Raw genomic sequence first — 25,898 nt, forward strand, 5'->3', positions numbered from 1 at the left:
CATAAAAATGCGGCGTCATGCCGCAGAAAAAGGAGACCCCATGGACCCTTTGCGTATCCTTGTGGTGGACGATGAAAAAGACTTTACGGAAATGCTCTGCCTGCGCCTTGAAGAGGCAGGCCATCTGGCCCACGCCGCCCATGACGGAAAAGGCTGCATGGAAATGCTGGACACCCATCCCTACGACGTACTGATTCTCGATATCCGCATGCCCGGCATGGATGGTCTTCAGGTGCTGCGCCAGATCAAATCCGACCACATTTCAACGGAAGTCATTCTCCTCACCGGCCACGGCTCCACGGAAACCGCCGTGGAAGGCATGAAACGGGGTGCCTTTGACTATGCCCTGAAACCCTACGATTTTGCCGATCTTCTGGAAAAAATCCACGACGCACGGGAAGTCAAACGAAAACGCGAGGCTCGTATCCGAAAGGCGGAAGAACGCTCCCGCCTCGACCGACTGGAAAAAAGCATACGGTTTTAAAAAAACAAGACTGCAAAATTCCCCATCCACCCTGTCTGCCCCCCATGTCTTTCACATTGCAGCATGGGGGGCTTTTTATTCCAAAAGCCCCTTTCTCCGCACAAGCGTCCATCCCCATGACACTTCTCCTGCATCCTGCCAATTCCCCAGACACCCGGACATGAGAAAAACCCATGAAATGCCTTACATGGAAAGACAGAAGCCACATGGCATCCACCTTGCAAATACATGAGAATACAGGCCTGCCTCCCTCCTTTACGCCCTGGCCTGTTCCTGCCGGTGTCTGAATCCAATGTGTCCGTTTTTTTGTCACCCTGTAAAGCAACGCCTGTCGGCATGGGAAAAGCTCTCACCCAGAAAAGTCGGCCTTTGCGCCATAAAGCACCGAAAAAAGAGTTTTTCCGGATATTTTACGATTTTTTTAAACTTCGGCCCCATCTTTGCATTTTTGACCAAGGCCAGACAGGCTGGCAACACACGGGGGCAAATGGCATTCACCCCCCAAGGAAGGAAGATCCCATGGTCCCATGCCTTTATGTGCTTTTTGCGGATCCCAGTCCCCATATCTGCCAGCTTCTTCAACGAGAACTGCGCATGCTGCCTTGCAGGGCCCATGCCTTCTGCACAGGGCATGCTCTCATGGAAAGAATTCAGCAGGACGTAAAAAGAGGCGTTACACCGGACCTTGTGGTTCTGGATCCGGATCTGGCGGACATCCGAAGGGAGGATTTACTGGCGGCCCTGCACATGCAGCTTCCGGCAACGCCTCTGGTGCTGCACTCCCTGCACGCCAGAGAACGGCATAAACAGGAGATGCCCCTGCCTCCCCTGCTTATTTTTCTGGAAAAAAACGACAGCAGCCATATCCGCATCCGCAGACTCATTGAAACCCGCATCCAGCGTCAGGGGGACGTGTAAGATGAAAAAAAACAAAAGCCACCCCAATCCCCAGGCCTTCATCCCCCTGCCCTCCATACAGGGAGATGTCGCCAAAGAAAAAGACGCCTATGCGCGACTTGCCCGGCGCATCCTCATTACCGCCCTGGTCATCAGCCTTGCGCCCATTCTTCTGGTGCTCGCCATCACCCTTAACCAGTACGACCAGGCCACAAGGGAAAAAATCCACACCACCCTCAGCGCCATTGTGGAGTACAACCGCACAGAGATTGACGCCTTTCTCCGGGAAAAAACCGCCAATCTCCAGAGTCTTGTCCTGTTTTCCCCACCCGAAGACCTGCAGGATCCCCAGGTCATGGAAGCCCACCTGCGCAGACTGCGCCGCGTGTATGGTCCTGTGTTTGAGGATCTGGGCCTCGTGTCCGCCACAGACGGCCGCCTGGTCAGTTATGCAGGCCCCTTTCGCCTGGGACCTGCGGATTACAGCAAAGCGGAATGGTTTCAGGAATTCAGGGAAAAACCCCAGGCCGTGAGCGATGTCTTCCTGGGCCTGCGGGGCATGCCCCACTTCATTGTCATGGTTCGCACCCACGATAAGGAAGGCTATCCGTGGATTCTGAGGGCCACCATTGACTTTGAGGCCTTTAACACCATGGTCCGCAACCTTAAAATCGGAAAAAGCGGTTTTGTCTGCATCCTCAACCGAAAAGGCGAGCTGCAGACCCGGCCTCTGCAGGATATCAACCCCCACACCCAGGTGTACCAGAAGCTGCTCAGCACCCGTTCCGGAGACTCCCTGATTTTCCACCAGGGAAGGGACAAAAACGGGCAAAAACAGATCTATGTGGCGGGTTTTCTTAAAAATGAAGACTGGATGCTCATTTCCCAGCAGCCCGAATCCGATGCTTTCTCCGACCTCCACAAAATCCGAAAAATCGGCATCCTGCTCTTTCTGGGCTGCGCCCTGGTCATTGCCTTCCTTGCCACCCGCTTTTCCAGAAAACTGGTCCTTACCCTTCAGAGGAAGGAAACGGAAAAGCAGCTCATGAACCGTCAGGTCATTGAAACAGGCAAACTCGCCTCCATCGGCGAGCTGGCTGCGGGCATTGCCCATGAAATCAATAACCCCGTGGCCATCATGGTGGAAGAAGCCGGATGGATTGATGACCTTCTGGCCGATGAAGATCCCCAGAGCATTAAAAATATTCAGGAATTCAAGGCTTCTTTGGGCCAGATCCGCACCCAGGGCCAACGCTGCAAGGAAATCACCCGAAAACTCTTAACCTTTGCCCGGAAATCCGAATCCACAACCGAGGTTGTACAGATCAATGATATGATCCGGGAAATTCTGCCCCTCTGCGAGCCCAGGGCCCGCTACGCCCAGGTGAACGTGGAAACCCGGCTTGCCCCGGATCTGCATCCGGTTCTCGCCTCCAGGACGGAAGTGCAGCAGGTGATCCTGAACCTTGCCAACAATGCCATTGACGCCATGGAATCCGAAGGCGGATCCTTGAGCTTTGAAAGTATCAACCACGATGACTTCATTGAAGTTCTGGTTTCCGATACCGGCCCCGGCATTCCGGAGGCCAACCTGAAACGGATCTTTGATCCCTTTTTCACCACCAAACCCGTGGGCAAGGGAACGGGTCTCGGCCTTTCCATCTGTTACGGTATTATTTCCGCCATGGGCGGCAAACTTGAAGTTGAAAGCATGATGGGAGCAGGATCCACCTTCCGCATTCTGCTGCCCGCACGAATCTCCGCGGAGGAAAATTCCGCATCTCCGAATCCATGAAAGACTCATAACCCCAAGACTCAAAGGAGCAGAGACCATGACCCAGCGTAAAGTTCTTCTCACAGACGATGAAACCGGATTTGTGGAAACCCTTTCCAAGCGCCTGGAAAAAAGGGAGTTCAAGCTGGCCACCGCATTTTCCGGCAACGAGGCCCTGAGTGTTCTTGCGGAAAACGCCTGGATTGATGTGGTGGTGCTGGATGTGAAAATGCCCGGCATGGACGGCCTTGAAACCCTCTCCCTGATCAAGCAGCGGTTCCCCCTTGTGGAGGTCATCATGCTCACAGGCCATGCCACCGTGGAATCCGCCATTGACGGCATGAAACAGGGGGCCTTTGATTATCTCATGAAGCCCTGCGACATCGACATTCTCACCCAGAAGGTGGATGAGGCCACGGCCCGCAAGCGCGCCCATGAAGAAAAAATCATCAATGCCCGCGCTCAGGGGATCGCCGCCCGGAGGGGGGACTGATGCCCGAACCCTGCCGCCTGCTCCTTGTGGATGATGAATCCGGCTTTGTCCGGGTTCTCGGAAATCGTCTCGAAAAAAGAGGATATTCCGTTTCTCGGGCCACCAGCGGTACGGAAGCCATCCGCCTCCTGCGTCGGGAGGAGGCGGATGTGGCCATCCTGGACCTGAAAATGGAAGACATGGACGGCATGGAAGTCTTGAAAATATTCCGGCGCATGGCTCCGGAAACTGCTGTCATCATGCTCACGGGCCATGGCAGTGAAGAGGCAAGGAAAGAGGCCCTGGAAATCGGGGCCTCAGACTACCTCACCAAACCCTGCGAGCTGGAAACCATGCTGAAAGCCATTGAGAACGCCATGAAATAAGGATACGCCCATGCCCAATACCGGAAGACGTTATCATGACATTTCCCTTGTGCTGGTGGACGACGAAGCGGCTTTCCGGGATACCCTGGCCAAACGCCTGGAAAAAAGGGAAATCAAGGTTCATCCCGTGGCTTGCGCAAAGCAGGCTCTGGAGATTCTGGCCCGCGAACCCGTGGACGTGGTGATCTCCGATGTGCGTATGCCGGAAATGTCCGGCCATGAACTTCTGGCCCGCATTCTGGAAAACCATCCGGACAAGGAGGTCATCCTGCTCACAGGCCATGGGGATCTGCGGGACGGGGTGGAGGGCATTCGGGCGGGAGCCTTTGACTACATCACCAAGCCTGTGGAAATTGACCACATTGAAAGCAAGGTGCGTCAGGCTGCGGCTGCGGTGAGAAGACGTAAGGAAAGGCAAGTGGAAGGCGAGTTGCGCAAACAGCTGGAGGAAAGGGCCCTTCAGGCGGAAAAACTTGCCACCGTGGGCACCCTCGCCACAGGGGTGGCCCACGAAATCAACAATCCCCTTGCCATTATCAACGAAGCCGCAGGCTGGATCGGCCAGGTGATGGCAAGGCCCTCCATGCGGGATCTTCCCGAAAACGCAAGCCTCACCCGTGCTTCGGAAATCATCCAGACCGCCGTGGATCGGGCCCGCCGCATCACCCATCAGCTTCTTGGCATGGTAAGAAAGGAAAGCGAAGCACCCACCATCTGTGACATGCCGGGCTATCTGATGGAGCTGGCCTCCCTGTGCCGCAGCATTCACCCGGAAAACGAGGTGGCCATCCATGTGGAGGAAGACACCCCCTTCACCCTCATCACCGACCCCCACAAGCTCCGCCAGATTCTGGTCAACCTGGTGGAAAACGCCATTCAGGCCACACCCAAGGGGGGCTGCGTCACCCTTTCCTCTCAGCTCACCGATACGGGGAAAGTGACCATCCAGGTGCAGGATACGGGTCCCGGTATTCCCGAAAGCGTGAAAAAACGCATTTTTGATCCTTTTTTCACCACCAAACCCCAGGGCAAGGGCACGGGGCTCGGGCTTTACCTCTGCCGGGATCTTTCCCATCATCTGGGAGGTGAGCTTGAGGTTTCAAGCCGACCCGGAGAAGGGGCTTGTTTCACCCTTACCCTGCCCAGGGCACTGCCCAATGGTACACCCCCCTGAGAGCCTCTGTCAGGGCCGGATGTCAATGGTGGGAAAAAGCCCCTTGTAACGGCCTGTGAGATAGGGTTGAATGGTGTTAAAGGAGATGAAACCATCGTCCTGGGCATGGCCCTTCTGTCCTGTTTCCAGGTAGTAGGCGCCATTAACTTCCAGGACATGGTCGATTCTGCGTCTGAAAACATCCACAAAATCCTTCCCGCTTCCTTTAAACTTCATGTTGCCAAGCCCTACCTCGCCATTAACCTTTTCAAGGTCTTTCAAAGCCATGCTATGTTTTTTTAAGTCTTCCGCATTGCGGATCAGACCCCACACCGCCGTCTCCTGAGGAATTTCAAGTCCTTCTTCCAGATCCATGATGGTATGCGGCATCACGATACAACCTTTTCCGATTTTCAAGGGTGCATTTTCCCCACCCCGAATAAAGGAATTGAAGCCCACAAAAACCCTTTCCGCCAGATGGGCGTTGATAATTTTTGCGCCATGGGCCGTGACATCGTTCTTTTCAAGCCTGGAATTGATGATGTAAGAGTTTTCCTGGGCATTGGCCCCAGGCCCCATCCAGGCACTGTCCAGATAGGCCCGCTGGGAAACCAGCACCGCGCCTTCCACCACCGTCTGCCCCCGGATCACCGCATAAGAACTCACCGCGCTGCCTTCGGGCACATCAATGGGAAGTTCGCTGTAGGGATTCTCAAAAACCTCCTGAAACCCCTCCTTCCGACTTTCCACAAAATCCATGATAATCCCTTCGGGCAGTTTGCCCGGCTCGAAACGAATATAGGGACTAAGGAAATCCGGATCAAAACGGTAGATGAATTCAAAGGTGTTTTTTCGGATCCAGATGGTTCCATCGGGAATATTTTCATGAAAAAGATCCCCGGCCTGTACATAGGAAAAGGTGCCGATCTTGCAACCATGCAGGGTGCACAGGTCCACCGTGGCAAAGGGCCCGAGAAAACAGCCTTCCACGGGGGCTCCGTGGATATTGGCGTAATGGGCCGCCGCCGTGTTCTGAATCAGAAACTCTTCCGGATGCTCCGGATCATGGGAATAATTATGGACAAGGGTGTGGATTAAAAAACTGTCCCGGATACGGATGATTTCATCATCCCCTAGAACAATGGCGCCCCCGTTATGCTCAAAGGTATCGCCTTTGCGCTTTAATTCATCCCCACGGATATCACATTTATGGAGAATGGAGTGGTCCACCACACATTTTCCAAGGAAATAACTGCCACCCACATTGGATCTGGAAAAATTGAACTGGAGAGGATGCTGGCTGGTCACACCGTAAAAGCCATAAAACCGGATCAGCTTTTCTGCGGGAATCAGATCCCGAATGGACTCATCGGCCTTGAAATGAAAAGGTCTCAGGTTCAGGTTCACCCGGGAAAGGATGCGATCAAGGAGTATTTCAAGTTGTTGCATATTACCTCCAGGCTTTCTTGGGGGTATATCAGAAAAAAACCATGGAAATCCCCGTACGCCTCAGGACAAAGGAGGTCCCCAGTCACCCTGGGCTGCGGCCTCCTCTGCCCTTCGTATCCATGATTCAGCCGACGTTTTTTTCAGGCAGGCTCGCCTATGGGAAGGACGGTGCGCCCGAATTGCTCATTCAGCACCTCTGCCATAGCCAGATAAATGGCGCTGGCTCCACATACAATGCCTTCAAAACCTGCAATGCGGCCCATGAAGCCAGATCCTGTAAAATCCCGCGCTGCCAGAAGAAAAAAAAGAACGGTCAGGCTTAAAAAAACAAACTGCAATCCCCGGCTTCCAGTAAGCGTCCCGAAAAACATAAACAGGGTAAAAATCCCCCAAAGTAAAAGATACCAGGCCATGTAACCATGGGGCGTCGGGTCTGCCCATCCCATTTTCGGCATCACCATGAGAAAGACCAGGGTCAGCCAGAAAAGTCCATAGGAAGTAAAGGCCGTTGTGCCGAAGGTATTCCCCTTCCGAAACTCCATGATGCCCACAATGATCTGGGCCAGACCTCCGTAAAACAGCCCCATGGCCAGGATCATGGCGCTGACAGGATAAAACCCCGCATTGTGGATGTTCAGTAAAATCGTTGTCATGCCAAAACCCATCAGCCCCAGAGGACCCGGGTTTGCATACGCCTTTTCCATTGTTGCCCTTCCTTTTTAAAAATTTGGTTAGTGAGATTGATTCGATGAGGGATGAACACAACAGGGCAAACCATCAGGCCATCCATCCCCTAAGAGTGGCCGATTCGCCCATGAAGCCCTCAACGCAAATGCGCATGGGGCTCCGGCACATAATTGACCAGCGGACAGGTATAGACACTGCCGTCCTTGTGGGTTTTACGGAAAATATCCTCCACAGCATCCTGGGCATTGCCATAGATGTGTTCTTCCCCGATTTTTTCCAGAAGATGGGTTCTTTTGAAAACGGCCATGACCTTTTCTTTCACACCGCAAAAGGAAATATCCTGCCCTCTGGCCCTCACCCGCTCAATGAGCAGGGCCAGGGTTTCCTCGCCAGAAGCGTCCATGTCATTGATGCCATCACACACCACAAGCATATGCTTCAGCTGGGGCTTGGCGTTCTGAATGGCCAGCACCTGATCTTCCAGATAGGAGGCATTGGCAAAAAAGAGAGTTCCGTCAAAACGGATCACTGCCACATGGGGACATTCCTGCAATTCGTAGATCCGGGCGCAGCGCAGGGTCATGGTGTCATCCATGGACAGGCTGGCCACGGTGGGGCGCATGGTGCGAAACAGAAAAACCAGAAGACTCAGCACCACGCCGACCATGATGCCCTTGTCCAGGTGAGGTGCAAAAATCAGGGTACAGGCAAAGGAAATGATGCTGATAATACCGTCCGATGGCTGGGCCTTCCAGGCATGGATGAAACCAGATACGTTAATGAGACCGATAACCGCCATCATGATCACAGCCGCCAGCACAGCCTGGGGCAGGTGATACAGAAGAGGGGTGAAGAAAAGCAGGGTCAGTACCACAACACAGCTTGTCACCACACTGGAAAGCCCGGTCACCGCACCGGCCTGAAGATTCACCGCGGAGCGGGAAAAAGAACCGGAAGCCGGATAGCTCTGACCGATGGCCCCCACCATATTGGCAAGCCCCTGACCAATGAGTTCCTGGTTGGGATCCAGCTTCTGGCCTGTTTTGGCGGCCATGGCCTTGGCGATGGAAATGGCTTCCATAAAGCCAAGAAGGGAAATAATCACCGCATAGGGAAGCAGCTGCATCAGGGCCGCCATGCTGACCTTGGGAATCCCGAAGGCGGGCAGTCCCTTGGGAACCTCTCCCACCACAGCACCAGCCCCCATAAGGTATAAGGAGCTCTCGGAAAGAAGACGATTTCCCACCTTAAGACGCCATACCCCCTTTTCCGGCCTCAGCTCCGGAGGAATCCGGCTCTTTTCATAAAAAACCCTTCCGCCCTCCTTGTCCGGCACGGCTTTCAGCAGGTAGAGCCTGAGATTTTCCCGGATTTCATGCTGCTTTTCCATGGCCTCATCCATATCCCTGGCAAGTAGGGTCAGCTTGTGGTGCTGTTCCAGAAGCGCCACCGCATCGGCCTTGTTTTCCTCAAGTTCTTTCAGTTGCCGATTGAGAAGGGTCCGCTTTTCCCCCAATTCCCGGATTTTTTCCGTCACCCCGTTGAAGGCCAGGACCTCTTCGCGCATCTCCTCCACACGAATGCTTTCCAGGGGAACCGAGGTATCCTTCTGAAACCCCAGGCCCCAACTCAGAAGGGTTGTCACCACAACCGCAACCAGAACATTGGGGATTCTTGGATTCACACGTTTCAAAATGACCATGATGGCAATGGCAAAAAGGCCCATGGCCAGGGTGGGCCAGTGGGTATAGTGCATGGCGGCCCGGATCACCCATAAAATTGTTTCATAATGGTGTTCCGCCTTATCCACGTACACACCAAAAAGCTTGGAAAACTGGCTGGAGGCAATGATGATGGCTGCGGCATTGGTAAAACCGTTCACCACAGGATGGGAAAGAAAGTTCACAACCAACCCCAGGCGCAGCACCCCCAACAGAAACTGAAACACGCCCACGGTCAGGGAAAGCAGAATGGCATAGGCGATGAAGGCCTCACTGCCTGCTGTGGCCAAAGGCTCCAGCGAAGCGGCTGTCATCAGGGAAACCACCGCCACAGGCCCGGTCTGAAGCTGTCTGCTGGAACCAAACAGGGCCGCCACCATGGGAGGCAGAAAGGCCGCGTACAGGCCATAATAGGCGGGCATGCCCGCCAGCTGGGCATAGGCCATGGACTGGGGAATGAGAACCAGGGCCACGGTAAGCCCTGCAATGAAATCAATCTTGAATTTCTCCCGGTCATAGTCCCGGAACCACACCAGAAACGGAAAAATTTTTGTCAGCATACCGTCTTCCCTCATCTGTCACAAAGTTCACTTCGCCACAAACCACCCCTCGTTCTGCGGCACCCCTTACGAAAAGCCCCTCAACCACTCATTTCGAAAATACGTTCCGAAATGTTTCATGTTCTCATCATGTCAAAATGACTTAAACATCATATTGAAACAAAAAAATACCATCGGAGTTTATTCTCCTTTTTAAACCATAGAAAGAAAACAGAATTCCGGGCGCAAAAATTAAAATCCGCCGCACCCACTGAATTTCCTATGAAAAAGCAAAGACGCCATAGCCTATATGAAGCCTGGATTTTCTGTCAACGTAAAATACAAGAGACTTGCTTCAAAAGCTACTTTATACTAGGAATACAAAAAAGATAAAAAAAGCCATTTCATTCAGGTCTACGGAGTACGACATGCCCTTCACGCACAATGAACGTTTCCACAGCCTTCTTCCATCCCGGCAAGGCATCCCGGCTTCTGGGTATCGCCCGGAAAATATTTTTCCTGATCTTTTTTTTCACAAAAAAATGTTTTTCCAGACGCACCCGCATTTTTCCCATCGCCCTTCCCTCTGTCCCCATATCCGAACACCCCGCACAGGCGTAAATCCCAAAACGTCCCATGGAGGAAGAGGATGCTTCTGAGAAACCTCTGGCATAAAGCTGTGAACGCCATGCTCACCTTTCCGGAAGACAGCACCTCGCCACAGCGCTATGTCACCCTGAAACGCAACATCATTCTCATCATGAGCCTGGTCTGCATTGTTCCCCTGGCCCTCATGGCAGGCATCAATTATCGCCAGTACCGCAACAACGTTGAAAGTGAAATCAAGCGCCCCATCCATGTCATGGCCGAAGACACCCGCCACGCCTTTGAACTCTTCATCGAGGAACGTCTCTCCACGGTCCGCTTCATTGCCAGCGCCTATACCTACGAAGAGCTGCGAAACGAACACACCCTCCAGCGGGTCTTGCGCACCATGCGTTCCGAATTCGGGGGCTTCATTGATCTTGGACTCATCAGCAGCACAGGCATTCTCATGGCCTATGCCGGTCCCTATGACCTGCTGGGCAACGATTACTCCCAGCAACCCTCCTTTCATGAGGTTTCCGTGCGCGGGGTCTATATTTCCGATGTCTTCATGGGCTACCGTAAATTTCCCCATGTGGTCATCATCGTACAGCGCATGGCCGAAGATGGGCGCACCTGGTTTATCCGGGCCACCATCGACACAGGACGCTACGAGGCCCTCATCGCAACCATGGCCCTGCGCCCGGAATCCGACGCCTTCCTTGTCAATCATGCAGGCATTCTACAGACAAACTCCCGATTTTATGGAAAAGTCCTTGAAAAATGTCCCCTGGAGGTTCCCACAGGCATTCACAGCACCTACATCACCCAGATCCAGGACCCTCTGGGCCAGGATGTTCTGGTGGCTTTTGCGCCCGTACGCGCGGATTACACCCTCGTTATTGTCAAGCCCCTTTCCGTTCTTCTCCACAGCTTTTACGCCCTCAAAGGGGAAATGCTCGTCCTCTTCTGCGTAGGCGCCTTTGGCGTAATCCTTGCCGTTGTGGGGGTCGCTGATATGCTGGTCCTGCGAATCCGCAATGCCGATGAAAAACGATCCAGGGCCCTGCAGGAACTCCAGCATACCCAGAAACTCTCCTCCATCGGCCGACTGGCCGCAGGGGTTGCCCATGAAATCAACAATCCTCTGGCCATCATCAATGAAAAGGCCGGTCTTATGAAAGATCTGGTAGCGCTTTCCGAATCCTTTGAACGTCAGGATCGCTTTCTGGCTCTCACGGAAAACATTCTCCAGTCCGTTGAACGCTGCCAGACCATCACACATCGCCTGCTCGGTTTTGCAAAACGCATTGACGTGCAGTTTGAGGAACTCAGCATCAACAACGTCCTTCAGGATACCCTGGGCTTTCTGGAACGGGAGTCCATCTACCGCCAGATCGACATCCAGCGCGACCTGGATCCTTCCCTGCCCACCCTCGTTTCAGATAAGGGACAGCTCCAGCAGGTTTTTCTCAACCTTCTCACCAACGCCTTTGCCGCAGTGGAAAACGGGGGCTGCATCTGCATGCGCACCCGTTATGATGAAAAACGTAAAAGAATCATGGCCACCATAGAAGACAATGGCTGCGGCATGAACGATGAGGTTCAAAAACATATCTTCGATCCGTTTTTTTCCACAAAAAAAGGCAATGGTACGGGACTTGGCCTTTCCATCACCTATGGCATCATTCAGAAACTGGGGGGGGATATTCAGGTCCGCAGCCAGGCGGGCAAAGGCAGTGCCTTTACCATCGCCCTGCCGCTCCAAGGGCTGGCTGAGGCCACCAATGAAAGGACAGAACTATGAAAAAACTGAACATCCTGCTCGTGGACGATGAGCAGGAATTCGTCGTGACCCTGGCAGAAAGGCTGGAGCTCCGCGGCTACGGGGTCAGCATATCCCAGGATGGCGAGGCTGCTCTCCAGCGCTTCATCCATCAGGAATTTGACCTTGTCATCCTGGATCTTATGATGCCCGGCATGAACGGCCTCCATGTTCTGGCCCGGATCAAGGAAATCCGACCCCAGATTCCTGTTCTTCTTCTCACAGGCCACGGCTCCACGCGGGAAGGAACGGAAGGCATGCGCCTGGGGGCCTTTGATTACCTCATGAAACCCCTGCGCATCGAAGACCTGATCCACAAAATCAAACAAGCCGTTCCCCTGAAAACGGCCTGAGATCCATGGATGAAAAAATGCCTGGAGCGGAGGCCAGGGTTTTACCCCAAAAATGAAAATGGACAGCCTCTGTCCACCAAGGAACCCGACTCAGGTCTTTTAAAAATAAAAAACGATTACCGTTAAATTATGCTACATTTTTTCCCTTGAGAAACACGGAAAAAAGCCTTTTCAGTAACAAAGAAACGCTTTACATCCCAAGCCCACGCAAGGGGGTGGGCGTCCACCCAAAAACAAGCCAGAGAAAAGCGGCCCAGGGTTTTGGCCCAGACCCTGCACTGCGAATCAGGCGAATAAAAAACCACCAAGGGCCCATGCGTATATCTTGCAAGGAGTAACCCATGACCATCCTCTCCCTTTTCAGCGGACGCTATGCAGGTAGCGAATCCATCCTTGAAGCATTCCGCCAGAAAACCCACTCCCGCCTCTTCCGGGATGCGGATATTATCGCCATCTGCGCCAAGCAGCATGACATCCGGCCCACTGTTCTTGAAAAAGCCCTTTATGACAAAGCCAGCGTCTTCAACACCTTCACCCATGAAAAGGAAAGGGCTGTGGCCTGTCTCAAGGCAACCCTTGCGGACGTGCTGGAAACCGAAGCTCAGATTTTCACAGGCCACACAGCCCTGCTCTTCCCTCCTTCCGTCACCCATGTACTCCGGGTTCTCCTCATTGCCGATCAGAACTGGCGTCTGGAACAGGCCAAATCCAGGGGCATTGCTGAGAAAGAAGCCCTCAAGGAAATCCGCCAGACCGACGAAAACGCCTTTATCTGGGCCAAGCACATCTGGGACAAAAGCCCCTGGGATGCGGCACGCTACGATATGGTTCTGCCCATGGACAAAACCGCAGACCCCCTGGCCCGCATCCTCGAACAAATGGACAATCCGGCTGTTCAGATCACAGACATCAGCCGCAGGGCCATGGAGGATTTTCGCCTTGCAGCCCGCGTGGAGTTGGCCCTCGCCAGTGAAGGACACAGCGTTTCCGTCAGCGCCTCCAGCGGCAAAGTCCGGATCACCATCGAAAAAAAGGTCACCCTCCTTTCCATGCTGGAAAAGGAGCTGCAGAGAATCGCCTCTTCCGTGGAAGGAGTCCGGGAAGTGGAGACCTGCATCGGACAGAAATTCCATCAGGCGGACATCTATCGCAAATATGATTTTGACATGAGTTATAAGGTACTTCTGGTGGATGATGAGCAGGAGTTTGTGCAGACTCTCTCCGAACGGCTCCGCATGCGGGATGTGCCCAGCCATGCCGTTTACTCCGGAGAAGAAGCCCTGGGACTCCTTGAAGAGGAAACTCCGGAAGTCATGGTGCTGGATCTCAAGATGCCCGGTGTGGACGGATTTGAAATCCTCGCCAAGGTGAAAAAAACCAACCCCGACATTGAAGTCATTATCCTGACCGGCCACGGAACGGAAAACGACCGGCAGCGCTGCATGGAAATGGGGGCCTTTGCCTATCTCCAGAAACCCACAGACATCGACCTTCTCACCACTACCATGAAAAAGGCCTATGCACGGATTCGGGAAAAAAGGAATCTGTCTTTATAAACCGCATACACAAAAAAGCGGGGCTTGTCCCCCAAGGAGCCAACATGAAAATCAAAGCCTTTCTTGTGGACGACGAAGCGCCCTTTGCGGACGCCCTCGCCGAAAGACTTTCCATGCGGAACTTCGCCGTAAACGTCGCCTACAGCGGCAAAGACTGCCTGGAAACCATCACCCAAACACCCCAGGGTACAGATGTTGTGGTGCTGGACATCCAGATGCCCGGAATTTCCGGTCTGGATGTCCTCAAGGAAATCAAGAAAATCAACCCCCTCATTCAGGTGATTCTGCTTACCGGACAGGCCACCGTGGAAATTGCCATTGAGGGTATGAAACAGGGGGCCTTTGATTTTCTCATGAAACCCACAGAAACCGAAGATCTGGCCTTGAAAATCCAGGATGCCTTTGCCATCAAGGCCGCACACCAAGAGCGCATCCGCCTTGCAGAAATGCAGAACATCATTTCTCACCGGGGCTGGTAAGGTTTCTCCGCCGCCGCAGAAAAGAACCCATGGCTATAACAAATGAAAATCTGTGACAGGAGCCGGTCCGCCATCTGAAAAACGGCCCGGCCCCTGTCTTTTTCCCTCCCAGGCCTCCTCACTCCAGACCTTGCCCCAATACCACGCCCCCCTCCTCCTGATCCTTTTCTCATCCGCCCATGATGCGGCTGCGGAAAAGAAAAAAAACCGCACCCATAAGGCAGAGACCGGCCCAGAGATAATCCAGGGTGAGGCGCTCTTTTAAATAAAAAATGGAAAAAGGAACAAAAACAGAAAGAGTGATGACCTCCTGCAGAATTTTCAGCTCGCCCACCCGCATGACCTGATGGCCAATGCGGTTGGCGGGCACCTGGAAGAGATACTCAAAAAGCGCAATGCCCCAGCTGATGAGGGCTGCAATGATCCAGTGCCTGTGATTTAAGTTTTTGAGATGGGCGTACCAGGCAAAGGTCATGAAGACATTGCTGATAAGAAGAAGACCGATGGTACTCAGTGTGGGGTGCATGGCAGAATTTTCCCGAAAAGAAGTTCAAAATCTCTGGGAATGAAACACAAAGCCTTCCCAAAACAAAAAAATCTCCTGCGGCCTGAGAACCCAAGCCCAAGGAATGCCCAGAATGATTCAGAATCCGCCATTTTGTATCCGCCATGGGGCCCTTTTCCCTGAGCTGACAAACCGTATAACAAATCCCTTGACAGGCCAAGGGGCGAGGCCCAACATGGCTCCGAAAAACCGACTCGGCCTGACTCCAAGAGCCCGACCTGAGCCTGCGTGTGTGGTTTTATACCAGCATTCATGGAGGCTGATCCCATGCATTTCTCTTTGTTCCGCTATCTCACGGAACATTTTCAACCCGAAAGCCGCATCCTTTTTTCGAGAACCTATTTTCCCGACAAAATCGTTCAGGATCTTGGCGCAGGTCTCACCGTGGGCATTGTGGCCCTGCCCCTTGCCATTGCCTTTGCCATTGCATCGGGATGTTCTCCGGAACAGGGACTTTTTACCGCCATTGTGGCGGGCTTTCTCATCTCCCTTCTCGGCGGTTCCCGCTTTCAGATCGGAGGCCCGACCGGAGCCTTTGTCGCCATCATCGCAGGCATCATGGCCCAGCATGGGTATGAGGGGCTTGCCGTTGCCACGCTCCTTGCGGGGATCATTCTCTTTTTCATGGGGGTTTTTCGCTTAGGCCAGATGCTCAAGTATATCCCCTACCCCGTTACCACAGGTTTTACGGCGGGCATCGCCCTTTTTATCTTTTCAACCCAGCTCAAAGAGGCACTGGGCCTTGAAACCACCAGCCAAGGGGCAAAATTTCTCGACCGCGTTCTGCACGCCTTCAGTAACATCCAGGATACCGACCCGGAAAGCTTCGCCCTCACCCTTTTTACCCTCTTCATCATGATCCTGGTCCGCCGGAAAATGCCTAAACTCCCTTCCCACATAGCAGGCATTCTCTGCGCCACCGGGCTTTCCCTTCTGCTTCAGCTGGATGTGGCCACCATTGGCTCCCGTTTCGGGGGCATACCTGCGGGTCTTCCCCGTTTTTCCATACCCGCAAACCTCTGGGAGCTTATCCCCATCATGATTCCCAGCGCCTTTACCATTGCCCTTCTCGGCGGCATTGAATCCCTGCTCAGCGCCACCGTGGCCGATGGCATGACAGGAAAACGCCACAAACCCGATACGGAGCTTGTCGCTCAGGGTGTCGCCAATGTGGCTTCCGCCTGCTTCGGCGGTATTCCGGCAACCGGCGCCATCGCCAGAACCGCCACCAACATCCGCGCAGGTGCGCAATCTCCTGCGGCGGGCATGATCCATGCCCTGGTGCTGCTGCTCTGCATACTTTTCATCGCTCCCCTTGCCTCCCGCATTCCCATGGCCTGTCTTGCGGGGGTTCTGATCATGGTGGCCTGGGATATGGGCGAAGTCCATAAGTTCATTTCCCTGATGAAAGCACCCGCAGAAGATATCCTTGTCATGCTCACCACCTTTTCCCTTACCATCCTTGTGGACCTCACGGTGGCGGTTCAGGTCGGGGTGGTACTGGCGGCCCTGCTCTTCATGCGGCGCATGAGTACGCTGACCCACCTGAGCCTGCATCCCCCCCTGCCACCGGAAAACGGAACGCTTTCCAAGTCCCACGAAGACGCCATACAGGTTTATGAAATTGAAGGCCCCTTTTTCTTTGGTGTGGCCAACCGCTTCCTTGATGTTCTGCAGTTTCTCAATACCCCCCCCATGGTACTGATCCTGAGACTGCGGCAGGTCAAATCCATTGATGCGACAGCAGCCCATGCCCTGGACATTGCCATTGAGCGCATCCGAAAACAGAAAATCCAGGTCTTTCTTTCCGGTGTGCATCCGGATGTACGCCGGGTCATGGATCTCATGCAGATTACCCGCTCCATCGGCAAAGAAAATTTCTACCCGACCTTTGCCCAGGCCATGGCCTCTGCCATGACCCTTGTGGATGCGCAGAAAAAGGAAGAAACTTAAAGAAAATTTCTTATGACCCCGGATTCAAACAACAAAGGGAGCTGGGTTCCCTGTCGGAACACAAAACTCCCTTTTCTTTTTTTGATTTTATCCAGTTTTTTCGTTTCAGAACCCCTTAATGGCCTCTGACAAAGGGCAGAGCAAAGGTCATGGTAGCCGTATAGCTGATGCTTTCGCATTTATTCGCCATATCCCCTGTGGCGGGAAAACTGCGGCTGGCCTTCACAATCCAGGGGCCATAAAACTCTTCCAGAAGCACAACGCCCTTACCGGCCTTATCCGTCCGGGTTTTCACTTCCCTGGCATTGGCGGCAAAAAGACTGCTGGCCGCAAGCTCATAATCGGCAGCAGGCTTCCCATCCACCAGAACCTGCACTTCCAGGCTGCTTCCGGGCTGGAGACGGTTGGGATTCACCATGGGAATAATTTCCACCTTGTGACCGATGGGTTTGATGAAAGGATTTTCCGCAGGTCCGTCCAGAGGAAGGGTACGCTGGGGCAGGACAGAGACCAGGGCCTTGGCATATTTTTCATAGTAAATCTGGTGAAAATTTTCTTTTCCTTCCACAGGCCCGTAAAAGGCGGGGTTCACATGGGCGGCAAAAACCCTGGCACCCGCCGTATCCATGTCCACCCGAACAGCCCGGAAACCTTCTTTTCCCACTTCCATATCCACACGACTGCCATCGGGCTCGATGCGCTGCAAACCTCCCCAGATGTGATCGGAAATGAAATCCGCCATGGGATAGCTGTGGCCCCAGCCCACATACACCACGGTTTTGGCTCTGGGCGTGGGGGCATACTTGGCATGCTGCCACAGGGCGGGGGTGTATTCCGTCATGTTCAACCACAGATCATGACTTGCGGCCTGGGAAACCATGAGTCCAAGCCCCAGGGCAAGGCCCGCAGTCATGCGTCTCAATACTTTCTTCATCTCTTCCTCCGCTTTTAGTTAAGGCTAAAAAACCAGTATCCCCATGCCTACGCCGGGGATTTTCCTTTGTCAATTTATTTTTGGTTTGTAAAAATAAACTTTACACAAAGAAAACCTGGACCCAAAAAAGGCGGACTCCCTCCCTCCTTTCCGCCCCAGTGCCCATGCTGCCCCCCCAGAGGCCTGTTCAAGATACCCATTTTCATGGAAACCCCAGAAAAATCTCAGGCCCCAGCCCGCCTCCCTGGGGGTGTTCGGCAGGAAAAAAAACTCACCGGAGTCAGGGCACCTGCTCGGGGGGAGAGAATCCTGCCTTGTTGCTCCACTCTATCCAGGGCTCTTTTGGAGCAGGGATCGCTTATCTGTGTAAAACAAATCTTTACAATCTTAAGAAATCTTTACAATTAAAATTTTTTAGCTTTACAAAAATTTATTCTTGACTTCAGAAAACGGCCCGACTATCTCTTCCCAAAATTACAAAACACCCGGAAAAAGAGCCCCCGAAACGGGTCTGAAAAAAGAAAGCATGGCTCCCCATGGAAACACCGCAAACAAACAAGGATATTTCTCCCATGCCCCGAACCGGAAAGCCTGCGGTTTTCTTCCTCCTTTTTCTTTGTCTTCTGCTTATCCCCTTCAGCGCACCGGCAGATCCGGGCTTTCTTTTTCTGACACCCGGCCCGGAAATGCGCAGGTCTGGAGGAGGAGACAGCCAGGGCGGAGGCCATGGATCGGGCATGGGCCTTGAAAGAAAAAAGGGGGAAGAGGGAAAAACCGGGGCTGAAGGAAAGGGCCATCCCGGTGCAGGAGGGCCTCCGGCAAAGGCGGAAACCCACAGGGAGGGGGCCGGAAAAAAGGAAGACGGTAAAACGGATACGGACAAAAAGGATACGGACAAAAAGGAAAAACGGGCCGCCATGTCCCATCCTGCCCACTTCAGCCTCCTCCTTGGTACGCCTCCGGAGATCCGGGAGACAGCTCTGCCGGAACTGCTCTCAGCAGAGGCCGCCATTCTGAGGCCGGATCTTTCCGGACAGACCCTGCAGCCCAGAGAGGAAGGATCTGCCATCCGCATCCGGGATGCGGCCCTCATCCAGGGCACCTATCACCTGAAGGCCAGCCTCAAGACAGAAGACGGGGAAGCCCGAAGGTACAGGCTCTTCACCCAGGCTTCCATGCGCAACACCGGAGAAAAGGCCGATCCCCCAGCAGAAACGGGAAAAGACCGGCCCAAGAACCCTCTTCCCTGGTTTTCCATTGAGGATCTCAGCCCGGACCCAGGGGGAAATTTCGCCAAAATCCACAGAAAATACACCGGTGACACCCTTCCTTTGAAAATCCGCCTGGGAGACACTCCCCTTCCCGGTCTTCCCGTCACCCTCACCACAGGCGGAGGCTGGAGCCAGACCCGGACCACCGATGAGGCGGGAGAGGTCACCTTCACCCTCATCAAGGAAAGCTTCCATGACAGGGGAGTCCGGAAACAGCCCATAGCCTTTTACGTGACTGCGGAAATCCGGAGTACCCATCCCCTTTTCCAGAAAGAGACGGAGGAAGAACATCCCTCAGAAGGCGGTTCCGGCGGCCCTTCTTCTCCGGAAAAGGAGGAAATCCTGCGCACAGGGCTTGCCCTTTCCGTTCATCCCACACCGCTGGACTGGGAAAGCAGGGCCACGGGATTTTATGCCCTGGTTCTCGTCACCCTCACCGTGGCTCTGGGCACGGCCCTCCGCAGGCGCAGAAGAAAAGCCGGAGCATGGATATGAAAGGCCCCTTGATGAACCTCACCCCGGAATCCAGGAGAAAGAAAACGTCATGCGCATAGACCGCATCCGCCTCCTTGTGCAGGCTCTCTGCTTTGTTTTTCTCATCTATGGCGGTCTTCTTGGCCTTTCCATCGGAACGGCCATTCCCACCATGAGCTGCATCTATGCCGAAGGACGGGGAGGCTCCTGTTTTCTTTATCCTTTCCAGCGTTTTCTCTCCCTGCCCTGGAGCAGTCTTTTCGGAAGCGTGGCCGCAGCCTTTCTCATCTACCTTGGCACCTTTTTCATCTGGGCCCTGGTGTTCGGCAAAACCTTCTGCGGCTGGATCTGTCCTCTGGGCTTTCTTCAGGATCTCCTCACCAAAATCCGGGAAGCCATGGGGATCGACGGCTCCCGTTTTGCCTGGGCCACGCGGGACCGTTTTCAGTGGGTAAAATACGCCCTTCTGGTACTGCTCATTCTTTTGCCCATGGGCATCGGCAACAGCCTTTTGGGTCTGCCCCGCTTCACCCCGGATCTCGCCGTACCCTTCTGCCAGATCTGTCCGGGAAAACCCTTCATCCCCCTTTTTTACGGGGACACCAGCCACATCCTCATTGATTTTTCAAGCCTCACCAAAATCATCATGACCAGCCTCTCCATGCTCATCGCAGGGCTTTTCCTTGCGGCAGGCTTTGTGAAACGCCGCTACCTCTGCGCCTTCTGCCCCATGGCGGCGCTGCTTTCCCTCTTTGACCGCATCGGCTTTGTGGGACTCAGAAAAAAAGGAGAGGCCTGCACCCGCTGCGGCAACTGCTTCCGGGCCTGCCCCATGGAAATCCGGGAAATCGCCGATCTCCGGGACAGAAAACACATGGTCACCCAGGACTGCATGCTCTGCCTGCGCTGCATCGAGGTCTGTCCGGAAGACAAGGCCCTTCAGGCCACCCTCCTTGGCTTTCCCGTATTTTCCGCATCCGCCGAGGGATTTCTGAAGCGTCAGGCCCGCACCGCAGTTCTGCCGGAATCCGGAAACAAAAGCGTAAAAAACGCTGACCCCGGAACCATACCGTCAGAGCACTGACCCCTTTTTGGGATTTTAAAAAAGGCTTTTTTGAATGAAACAGACAGGGATTCAAAAATTGATCAGGATCAGAGAAAAAATGATCACCGGAAAAAAGGGGGACACCCCCCACCCCCTGAACCCCGCGGATGCGGATACGGAAGCCCGGGTGGCAAGGCGGCTTTCCCTGCATCTGGCCATGTCCGTGCGGGAAATCTTTGACGCCATTTCCTTGGAAAAAAACCGGCCCGCTTCCATGGCACCCTTTGATGCGGTTTTCAGAAATTTTGCCGACGCACCGGATCAGATCCTTCCCGCAACAGGCCGGAAAAAAATCGGTATCTACTGCATGGCCGTTCCCGAAGAGCTGATTTACGCCGCAGGCGCCCTTCCCGTGCGTCTCTGCGCGGGCAGCAGCGATGCAGCGGAAGCCGGGGAAGCCCTCTTTCCCGATGTGTCCTGCCCCATGGTCAAGGCCGCCACGGGCTTCACCCGCACAGGTGTACTCTCCATGTACCGGGACTGTGATCTTGTCATCATTCCCACCACCTGCGACTGGAAGGTCAAACTCGGGGAACTCCTTTCCCGCCATGTGCCGGTCATGATGCTCAGTGTTCCCAAACTAAAAGCTGCGGAAAGCTCCCGCAGATTCTGGTACGCGGAAATCCGCCGTCTGGTACAGGCCCTTGAAAAGGTCACCGGAAAACGCATCACCCGGAAAAGGCTGCGGACCGCCATGGGCCTTCTCCACGAAGCCCAGCAGGAATTCAGAATCTTCCAGACCCTGCGCATGGACGATCTCTGCCTGATCCGGGGCCGGGACGCAGCAGCCGTGGCCAATGCCTGGTTTTATATGGATGCGGCGGACTGGACCCATGCGGCAAGAACCCTCAATGAAGAGCTGAAAGAAAGAAAGGCCCAAAGCCTTGCCACTACCCCGCCTTCGGCCCCGAGGATTCTCCTCACGGGCTCACCTGTGGTCTTTCCCAACTGGAAGATTCCGGATCTCATCGAAAACGCGGGCGGTGCCCTGGTCTGCGATGAACTGTGCAGCTCAGGAAGGCTTCTCTGGGACATGGCCTGCATTGACGAACCCCTCTTTGAGGACATGCTGGACGCGCTGGCCGACCGGGCCGTTCTGCCCTGCACCTGCCCCGTGTTCACGGATACGGAGGATCGGAGGACGAAACTCTTCCGCATGATTCAGGACTATAAGGTGGAGGGTGTGGTTCACCATGTGCTGAAGGGCTGCCACCCCTATGACATGGAACTGCGGCCCCTTGAGGCGAAACTTGCCGCTGCGGGGGTTTCCCAGCTCAAGATCGAAACGGACTACAGCCCCGAAGATACGGAACCCCTGCGCACCCGCGTGGAAGCCTTTGTGGAAACCCTCAAAGGAAGACGGCTCCGCATGGGAAAAAGCGCATAGCCATTTTTTTGCCCCTGTATCCCCAAATAAAGGCCCTTTTGCCTTTGGAGAGGCGTACACGGGGTATCCTTGTGGGAAAGGAGAACATATGGATCTTTACCTTGGCATTGACATCGGCTCCACCACCACCAAGATCGCCCTCATGGACACCGAAGGCCTTGCGGGCAGCCGGGTGCAGCCCACGGGCGTACACTGCGGCGACACCGTGGAAAGCGCTCTGAAGGATCTTCTCCGGGAAACCGGCTTCCGTCGGGAAGACATCCGCAAAACCGTGGCCACGGGCTACGGCCGCCGCCTCATCCCCTTTGCCGACGAGGTGATCAGCGAAATCACGGCCAACGTCCGGGGCACCTCCTGGAGCTGCACGGATCTGGATACGCCCGTCCGCACCATCCTCAACATCGGCGGTCAGGACAGCAAGGTCATTGCCGTGGACACCTTCGGCGTGACGGAAAACTTCGCCATGAACGACAAGTGCGCCGCAGGTACGGGCCGCTTTCTCGAAACCGTGGCCCGGATTCTTGAAATCAACATGACGGATCTCGGCCCCCTTTCCCTTGAAGCGGAGATCCCCCTCAAGATCAACGCCACCTGCGCCGTGTTCGCAGAATCCGAAATCATCTCCCTCATCGCCCGGAAAAAAGCCCCTGCGGAAATTGCGGCGGGCGCCCATTTTGCCATCGCAAGGCGGCTTTCCCGCATGGCCCGGCGGGTAGGCGTCACGGAACCCGTGGCCTTTGACGGCGGCCCCGCCCTGAACGCGGGCCTTGTGAAGGCCATTGAGGATGAGCTGGCCGTGGCCATCCATGTTCCGGCCTGGCCCCAGATCACGACAGCCATCGGCGCGGCCCTTCTGGCCCGGGATGCCCACATGGCGGCGGCCGCATGAGTGCGCTTCCCGAACTTCCCCTGGCCCTTCCCGCCCTCTTTCTTGCGGGGCTGGCCTTTGGTCTTGGCATCTGCAGCACCTCCTGCCTGCCTCTGGTGGGTACCTGCATTCTGGGAAACAGCCGGAAAGCGGGCGACGGATTCTGGGCCCTCGCAAGCTTTGCCTGCGGAAGGCTCTTGACCGCAGGCCTTCTCGGCGGACTCTGCGGCGGCTTAGGGCAGGCGGCCATGGCCTGGCTGAAAACCCCGTCCATGACCCTGGCTTCGGGATTTTTCACACTGATGGCGGGCCTTTTTCTGCTGTTCCGGCCCCGCTGCGGCGAATGCGCCAGCCGGAAAAGGGCGGGAACTCCGCCCCTTTTTCTGGGCCTTGCCAGTCCTCTGGTTCCCTGCCTGCCCTATGCCGCCATGATGGCAGCGGCAGCCGCTTCGGGATCTTTTCTGAAGGGCGGGGCCGTGGCCCTTGTCTTTACTTTGGGGACCACCCTTTCCCCCCTCATCCTCGCCTGCCTTGCCATGGGCTGGCTGGGGGCGGGCATGGCGCAGAAACTCCCCTCCCAGATTCAGGGCTTTTCCAGGGCCTCAGGGCTGGTGGTGGCGGTTTTCGGCATCAAAACCCTCTGGCTGGGCCTTGCCCTGGCTTAAGTGCAGGAGTGGGGAGCAGATCCTCCCTTGCAGGGGCAGGCCCCTATGCCTGCCCTACCTCCTCCTTTATGGCGTTGAGACTGGTTGTGGGTATTGTCCTTAAAGACTTTAAGGTCGTTAAGGAAAGTGAGGGCAAAAGGGCATTCTTCGCCCTTGTTTTTCGTTAAAACAAAAAATCTGTAAAAAATATTAAAAAATCAGTCCGGATAAAATCAACCCCGTCACCCGCAAACAAGGAGATGTTCCATGTCGTACCGAAGCATGAAAAAGCCCTTTTTTCTTTTTCTCACCGCAGGTCTTCTCACCCTGCCTGGCCAGGCCAGTCAGATGCCGGAAAGTGAGCTGGAGCAGATGGTCATCAGCGCCAGCCGCACGGAACAGATGGTGCAGGACGCCGTAAGTCAGGTGCATGTCATCACCGCAGCGGACATCCAGGCCCGGCAGATCCACAACATCCAGGATCTGCTGCGGGAGATTCCCGGAGTCCGCATCACGGAAAACACCGGATCCTGGGGCAACGGCGGCAATGTACAGCTCATGGGTATGAATGCGGATCAAAGCCTTATTCTGCTGGATGGTCAACGCATCACCGGTGGACACGGCAGTGTGGACATCTCCTCCATTCCCGTGGAAAGCATTGAGCGCATCGAAATCGTCAAAGGCCCAGGCTCCGCCCTGTACGGCTCCGACGCCATGGCCGGTGTGGTGCACATCATCACCCGCAAGGCAAAGGAAGGCCAGCATCTGCGCATGGGCGCAAGTGCAGGCAGTCGCAACCGGGTACTCGCCACCACAGGTCTTGATACGGGAAATGAGCGCATGGGGATGCGCCTGGACTATACCCACAAGTATACCTCCGGCGTGGATCGGGACACGGACAGGGTCAACAGCAACGCCCTTTCCGCAAGCCTGCACTACCAGCCTGTGGAAAGCACCACCTTGAGGCTTCAGCCCTTCTTTTCCCGCCAGAAAAACATGGTGGAGGGCGAAGCCGATCGCATTCAGGAGCGCACCAGTCTCAACGCCACAGCGGAAGTCCGGCCCGACGCCCTCTCCCGCATCCAGGCCAGGGCCAGCTATTTTTCCCATGATCACAGAAAGGTGGACAAAACCTTTGATTCCGTCTCCACTCTCCAGGAATTCGAAGCAGGCTATTCCCGTATCCTGGGGCGTCACACCCTGAGCACAGGTTATGCCTATTCCGGTGAGTCCGTGGATGACAAACAAAAAGCCTACACCAAAGACTCCCAGGATACCCACGGGGTCTATCTTCAGGATGAAATTGATTTCGGCCGCCTTGCCCTCACCCTGGGCGGACGCCTGGATCACCACGACGAATGGGGAACAGAAACCCATCCCAGGGCAGGCCTTCTTTTCCGCGCCACAGACAATCTGCGCTTCCGGGCCTCCGCAGGTACCTCCTTCATGGCCCCCACCCTTTTGAAACTCTACGCCGATGGCTGGAAAATGGGCCCCTGGACCATGAAGGCCAACCCGGATCTCAAACCCGAAAAAGCCACCTCCTATCAGGCAGGCATGGATTTTCAGGCCCTTCCCACCCTCCTTCTCCGGGCGGCCTTCTTCCGCAACGAAATTGATGATCTCATCGAAACCACCCGCGATGGCCGCACCATGAGCTATCGCAACGTCAGCGAAGCCCTCACCCAGGGCATTGAAACCACCCTCACCTGGAAACCCCTGCGCACCTTCAGCGCCACCCTGGGGTACACCTGGACGGAAACAGAAAACAAACAGACAGGCAAAAGCCTTCTCGACCGTCCCGAACATAAGGCCACCCTGGATCTTGACTACCACCTTGCAAGACCCGACCTCCGCTTCCGCCTCACCACCGCCTGGATCGGAGAACGGGAATTTGAGGAAGACAGCCTGCGCAAGACCCGCGACGCTTACACCCAGGTGGATCTTGCCGTCACCCACAGGCTCACGGCCAACATGGAACTTTTCACCCGCCTTGAAAACCTCACCAATGAAAAGAACGTGGGCGATGAGCCGGACATCGATGGCACCGAGTGGCTTGTGGGGATGAACATGAAATTCTGAAAACGATTTGAGCTTCTCCCGCACCCCGAAATCCCACCCGGCGAAAAAGCCCGGGAGATTTCAGAAGTTTCAAGTATTTCATGCGCTCTTACCCGCCGGAACAGCACAAACAAACAGCCTGTCAGGAAGGCCATGCTTCCTGACAGGCTGTTTGTTTATTCACCATTTTTCCATACAAAATGTTGGGTGATGCAAGGGAGGCTTATGCAAAGGCAATACCGGGCTCTCTTAAATCAGGTAACACAGAAGGCTCCG

At 54.8% G+C, this 25,898-nt stretch carries 22 protein-coding genes; 17 read left to right on the forward strand and 5 right to left on the reverse strand.

Annotated elements, in window-relative coordinates; genetic code table 11:
• Positions 1–40: 40 nt before the first annotated feature.
• The 6 genes from RBR60_RS06000 to RBR60_RS06025 all read left to right on the forward strand — a co-directional run bounded on the left by RBR60_RS06000 (position 41) and on the right by RBR60_RS06025 (position 5,187).
• Positions 41–484 (forward strand): response regulator, encoded by a 444-nt coding sequence (locus RBR60_RS06000; protein ID WP_320354978.1) that lies wholly within the window; start codon positions 41–43, stop codon positions 482–484.
• Positions 485–1,003: 519 nt separating this feature from the next.
• Positions 1,004–1,402, forward strand: coding sequence for a hypothetical protein (locus RBR60_RS06005; RefSeq protein ID WP_320354979.1), 399 nt, complete (start codon positions 1,004–1,006; stop codon positions 1,400–1,402).
• Position 1,403: 1 nt separating this feature from the next.
• Positions 1,404–3,176, forward strand: coding sequence for a sensor histidine kinase (locus tag RBR60_RS06010; RefSeq protein WP_320354980.1), 1,773 nt, complete (start codon positions 1,404–1,406; stop codon positions 3,174–3,176).
• Between the two features lie 37 nt (positions 3,177–3,213).
• On the forward strand, positions 3,214–3,648 hold the full coding sequence (locus tag RBR60_RS06015; protein WP_320354981.1) for a response regulator: 435 nt from the start codon (positions 3,214–3,216) through the stop codon (positions 3,646–3,648).
• Positions 3,648–4,013 carry a response regulator gene (locus tag RBR60_RS06020; protein ID WP_320354982.1) on the forward strand — a complete coding sequence of 122 codons (366 nt, stop codon included), beginning with the start codon at positions 3,648–3,650 and terminating at the stop codon, positions 4,011–4,013. The genes RBR60_RS06015 and RBR60_RS06020 overlap by 1 nt, the downstream gene beginning before the upstream one ends.
• Before the next feature lie 10 nt (positions 4,014–4,023).
• Positions 4,024–5,187: a hybrid sensor histidine kinase/response regulator gene (locus RBR60_RS06025; protein ID WP_320354983.1), complete on the forward strand. Its 1,164-nt coding sequence runs from the start codon at positions 4,024–4,026 to the stop codon at positions 5,185–5,187.
• 9 nt (positions 5,188–5,196) lie between these two features.
• On the opposite strand, the gene RBR60_RS06030 is transcribed toward RBR60_RS06025, so the two are convergent.
• The 3 genes from RBR60_RS06030 to RBR60_RS06040 form a co-directional block, all read right to left on the reverse strand.
• On the reverse strand, positions 5,197–6,615 hold the full coding sequence (locus RBR60_RS06030) for a transferase (RefSeq protein WP_320354984.1): 1,419 nt from the start codon (positions 6,613–6,615) through the stop codon (positions 5,197–5,199).
• Between the two features lie 140 nt (positions 6,616–6,755).
• Positions 6,756–7,319, reverse strand: coding sequence for an acetate uptake transporter (locus RBR60_RS06035; RefSeq protein WP_320354985.1), 564 nt, complete (start codon positions 7,317–7,319; stop codon positions 6,756–6,758).
• Between the two features lie 119 nt (positions 7,320–7,438).
• The gene (locus tag RBR60_RS06040; RefSeq protein WP_320354986.1) at positions 7,439–9,583 is read right to left on the reverse strand and encodes a SulP family inorganic anion transporter; all 2,145 of its coding nucleotides are present in this window, start codon (positions 9,581–9,583) and stop codon (positions 7,439–7,441) included.
• 628 nt (positions 9,584–10,211) lie between these two features.
• Here RBR60_RS06040 and RBR60_RS06045 point away from each other — a divergent pair.
• The 4 genes from RBR60_RS06045 (at position 10,212) to RBR60_RS06060 (ending at position 14,360) form a co-directional block, all read left to right on the forward strand.
• On the forward strand, positions 10,212–11,954 hold the full coding sequence (locus tag RBR60_RS06045; protein ID WP_320354987.1) for a sensor histidine kinase: 1,743 nt from the start codon (positions 10,212–10,214) through the stop codon (positions 11,952–11,954).
• Positions 11,951–12,325: a response regulator gene (locus RBR60_RS06050; RefSeq protein WP_320354988.1), complete on the forward strand. Its 375-nt coding sequence runs from the start codon at positions 11,951–11,953 to the stop codon at positions 12,323–12,325. The genes RBR60_RS06045 and RBR60_RS06050 overlap by 4 nt, the downstream gene beginning before the upstream one ends.
• A gap of 341 nt (positions 12,326–12,666) precedes the next feature.
• On the forward strand, positions 12,667–13,881 hold the full coding sequence (locus RBR60_RS06055) for a response regulator (protein ID WP_320354989.1): 1,215 nt from the start codon (positions 12,667–12,669) through the stop codon (positions 13,879–13,881).
• 44 nt (positions 13,882–13,925) lie between these two features.
• The gene (locus tag RBR60_RS06060; RefSeq protein WP_320354990.1) at positions 13,926–14,360 is read left to right on the forward strand and encodes a response regulator; all 435 of its coding nucleotides are present in this window, start codon (positions 13,926–13,928) and stop codon (positions 14,358–14,360) included.
• A gap of 169 nt (positions 14,361–14,529) precedes the next feature.
• Here the strand turns inward: RBR60_RS06060 and RBR60_RS06065 are convergent, their stop codons facing one another.
• The gene (locus RBR60_RS06065) at positions 14,530–14,886 is read right to left on the reverse strand and encodes a DMT family protein (protein ID WP_320354991.1); all 357 of its coding nucleotides are present in this window, start codon (positions 14,884–14,886) and stop codon (positions 14,530–14,532) included.
• A gap of 306 nt (positions 14,887–15,192) precedes the next feature.
• Here RBR60_RS06065 and RBR60_RS06070 point away from each other — a divergent pair, with 306 nt between their 5' ends.
• Positions 15,193–16,878, forward strand: a complete 1,686-nt coding sequence (locus RBR60_RS06070; RefSeq protein ID WP_320354992.1) for a SulP family inorganic anion transporter — start codon at positions 15,193–15,195, stop codon at positions 16,876–16,878.
• Between the two features lie 115 nt (positions 16,879–16,993).
• Here RBR60_RS06070 and RBR60_RS06075 read toward each other — a convergent pair whose 3' ends face one another.
• Positions 16,994–17,812, reverse strand: coding sequence for a DUF4198 domain-containing protein (locus RBR60_RS06075; RefSeq protein ID WP_320354993.1), 819 nt, complete (start codon positions 17,810–17,812; stop codon positions 16,994–16,996).
• A gap of 572 nt (positions 17,813–18,384) precedes the next feature.
• Here RBR60_RS06075 and RBR60_RS06080 point away from each other — a divergent pair.
• From RBR60_RS06080 to RBR60_RS06105, 6 genes are all read left to right on the forward strand, one after another.
• The gene (locus tag RBR60_RS06080) at positions 18,385–19,578 is read left to right on the forward strand and encodes an Ig-like domain-containing protein (RefSeq protein ID WP_320354994.1); all 1,194 of its coding nucleotides are present in this window, start codon (positions 18,385–18,387) and stop codon (positions 19,576–19,578) included.
• 49 nt (positions 19,579–19,627) lie between these two features.
• Positions 19,628–20,641 carry a 4Fe-4S binding protein gene (locus RBR60_RS06085; RefSeq protein WP_320354995.1) on the forward strand — a complete coding sequence of 338 codons (1,014 nt, stop codon included), beginning with the start codon at positions 19,628–19,630 and terminating at the stop codon, positions 20,639–20,641.
• 79 nt (positions 20,642–20,720) lie between these two features.
• Positions 20,721–22,049, forward strand: a complete 1,329-nt coding sequence (locus tag RBR60_RS06090) for a 2-hydroxyacyl-CoA dehydratase family protein (RefSeq protein ID WP_320354996.1) — start codon at positions 20,721–20,723, stop codon at positions 22,047–22,049.
• Between the two features lie 88 nt (positions 22,050–22,137).
• Positions 22,138–22,938: an acyl-CoA dehydratase activase gene (locus tag RBR60_RS06095; protein WP_320354997.1), complete on the forward strand. Its 801-nt coding sequence runs from the start codon at positions 22,138–22,140 to the stop codon at positions 22,936–22,938.
• Entirely contained in the window at positions 22,935–23,582 is a 648-nt protein-coding gene (locus tag RBR60_RS06100; protein WP_320354998.1) for a sulfite exporter TauE/SafE family protein, read from the forward strand. Before RBR60_RS06095 ends, RBR60_RS06100 begins: the two co-directional genes overlap by 4 nt.
• Positions 23,583–23,828: 246 nt before the next feature.
• On the forward strand, positions 23,829–25,643 hold the full coding sequence (locus RBR60_RS06105) for a TonB-dependent receptor (RefSeq protein WP_320354999.1): 1,815 nt from the start codon (positions 23,829–23,831) through the stop codon (positions 25,641–25,643).
• Positions 25,644–25,898 lie beyond the last annotated feature (255 nt).

It is taken from the genome of Desulfobotulus sp. (assembly GCF_034006065.1).
GTDB lineage: Bacteria > Desulfobacterota > Desulfobacteria > Desulfobacterales > ASO4-4 > Desulfobotulus.

Coding starts and splice junctions, on each gene's coding strand:
- RBR60_RS06000 (WP_320354978.1), top strand. CDS start 41: ATGGACCCTTTGCGTATCCTTGTGGTGGACGATGAAAAAGACTTTACG.
- RBR60_RS06005 (WP_320354979.1), top strand. CDS start 1,004: ATGGTCCCATGCCTTTATGTGCTTTTTGCGGATCCCAGTCCCCATATC.
- RBR60_RS06010 (WP_320354980.1), top strand. CDS start 1,404: ATGAAAAAAAACAAAAGCCACCCCAATCCCCAGGCCTTCATCCCCCTG.
- RBR60_RS06015 (WP_320354981.1), top strand. CDS start 3,214: ATGACCCAGCGTAAAGTTCTTCTCACAGACGATGAAACCGGATTTGTG.
- RBR60_RS06020 (WP_320354982.1), top strand. CDS start 3,648: ATGCCCGAACCCTGCCGCCTGCTCCTTGTGGATGATGAATCCGGCTTT.
- RBR60_RS06025 (WP_320354983.1), top strand. CDS start 4,024: ATGCCCAATACCGGAAGACGTTATCATGACATTTCCCTTGTGCTGGTG.
- RBR60_RS06030 (WP_320354984.1), bottom strand. CDS start 6,615: ATGCAACAACTTGAAATACTCCTTGATCGCATCCTTTCCCGGGTGAAC.
- RBR60_RS06035 (WP_320354985.1), bottom strand. CDS start 7,319: ATGGAAAAGGCGTATGCAAACCCGGGTCCTCTGGGGCTGATGGGTTTT.
- RBR60_RS06040 (WP_320354986.1), bottom strand. CDS start 9,583: ATGCTGACAAAAATTTTTCCGTTTCTGGTGTGGTTCCGGGACTATGAC.
- RBR60_RS06045 (WP_320354987.1), top strand. CDS start 10,212: ATGCTTCTGAGAAACCTCTGGCATAAAGCTGTGAACGCCATGCTCACC.
- RBR60_RS06050 (WP_320354988.1), top strand. CDS start 11,951: ATGAAAAAACTGAACATCCTGCTCGTGGACGATGAGCAGGAATTCGTC.
- RBR60_RS06055 (WP_320354989.1), top strand. CDS start 12,667: ATGACCATCCTCTCCCTTTTCAGCGGACGCTATGCAGGTAGCGAATCC.
- RBR60_RS06060 (WP_320354990.1), top strand. CDS start 13,926: ATGAAAATCAAAGCCTTTCTTGTGGACGACGAAGCGCCCTTTGCGGAC.
- RBR60_RS06065 (WP_320354991.1), bottom strand. CDS start 14,886: ATGCACCCCACACTGAGTACCATCGGTCTTCTTCTTATCAGCAATGTC.
- RBR60_RS06070 (WP_320354992.1), top strand. CDS start 15,193: ATGCATTTCTCTTTGTTCCGCTATCTCACGGAACATTTTCAACCCGAA.
- RBR60_RS06075 (WP_320354993.1), bottom strand. CDS start 17,812: ATGAAGAAAGTATTGAGACGCATGACTGCGGGCCTTGCCCTGGGGCTT.
- RBR60_RS06080 (WP_320354994.1), top strand. CDS start 18,385: ATGCCCCGAACCGGAAAGCCTGCGGTTTTCTTCCTCCTTTTTCTTTGT.
- RBR60_RS06085 (WP_320354995.1), top strand. CDS start 19,628: ATGCGCATAGACCGCATCCGCCTCCTTGTGCAGGCTCTCTGCTTTGTT.
- RBR60_RS06090 (WP_320354996.1), top strand. CDS start 20,721: ATGATCACCGGAAAAAAGGGGGACACCCCCCACCCCCTGAACCCCGCG.
- RBR60_RS06095 (WP_320354997.1), top strand. CDS start 22,138: ATGGATCTTTACCTTGGCATTGACATCGGCTCCACCACCACCAAGATC.
- RBR60_RS06100 (WP_320354998.1), top strand. CDS start 22,935: ATGAGTGCGCTTCCCGAACTTCCCCTGGCCCTTCCCGCCCTCTTTCTT.
- RBR60_RS06105 (WP_320354999.1), top strand. CDS start 23,829: ATGTCGTACCGAAGCATGAAAAAGCCCTTTTTTCTTTTTCTCACCGCA.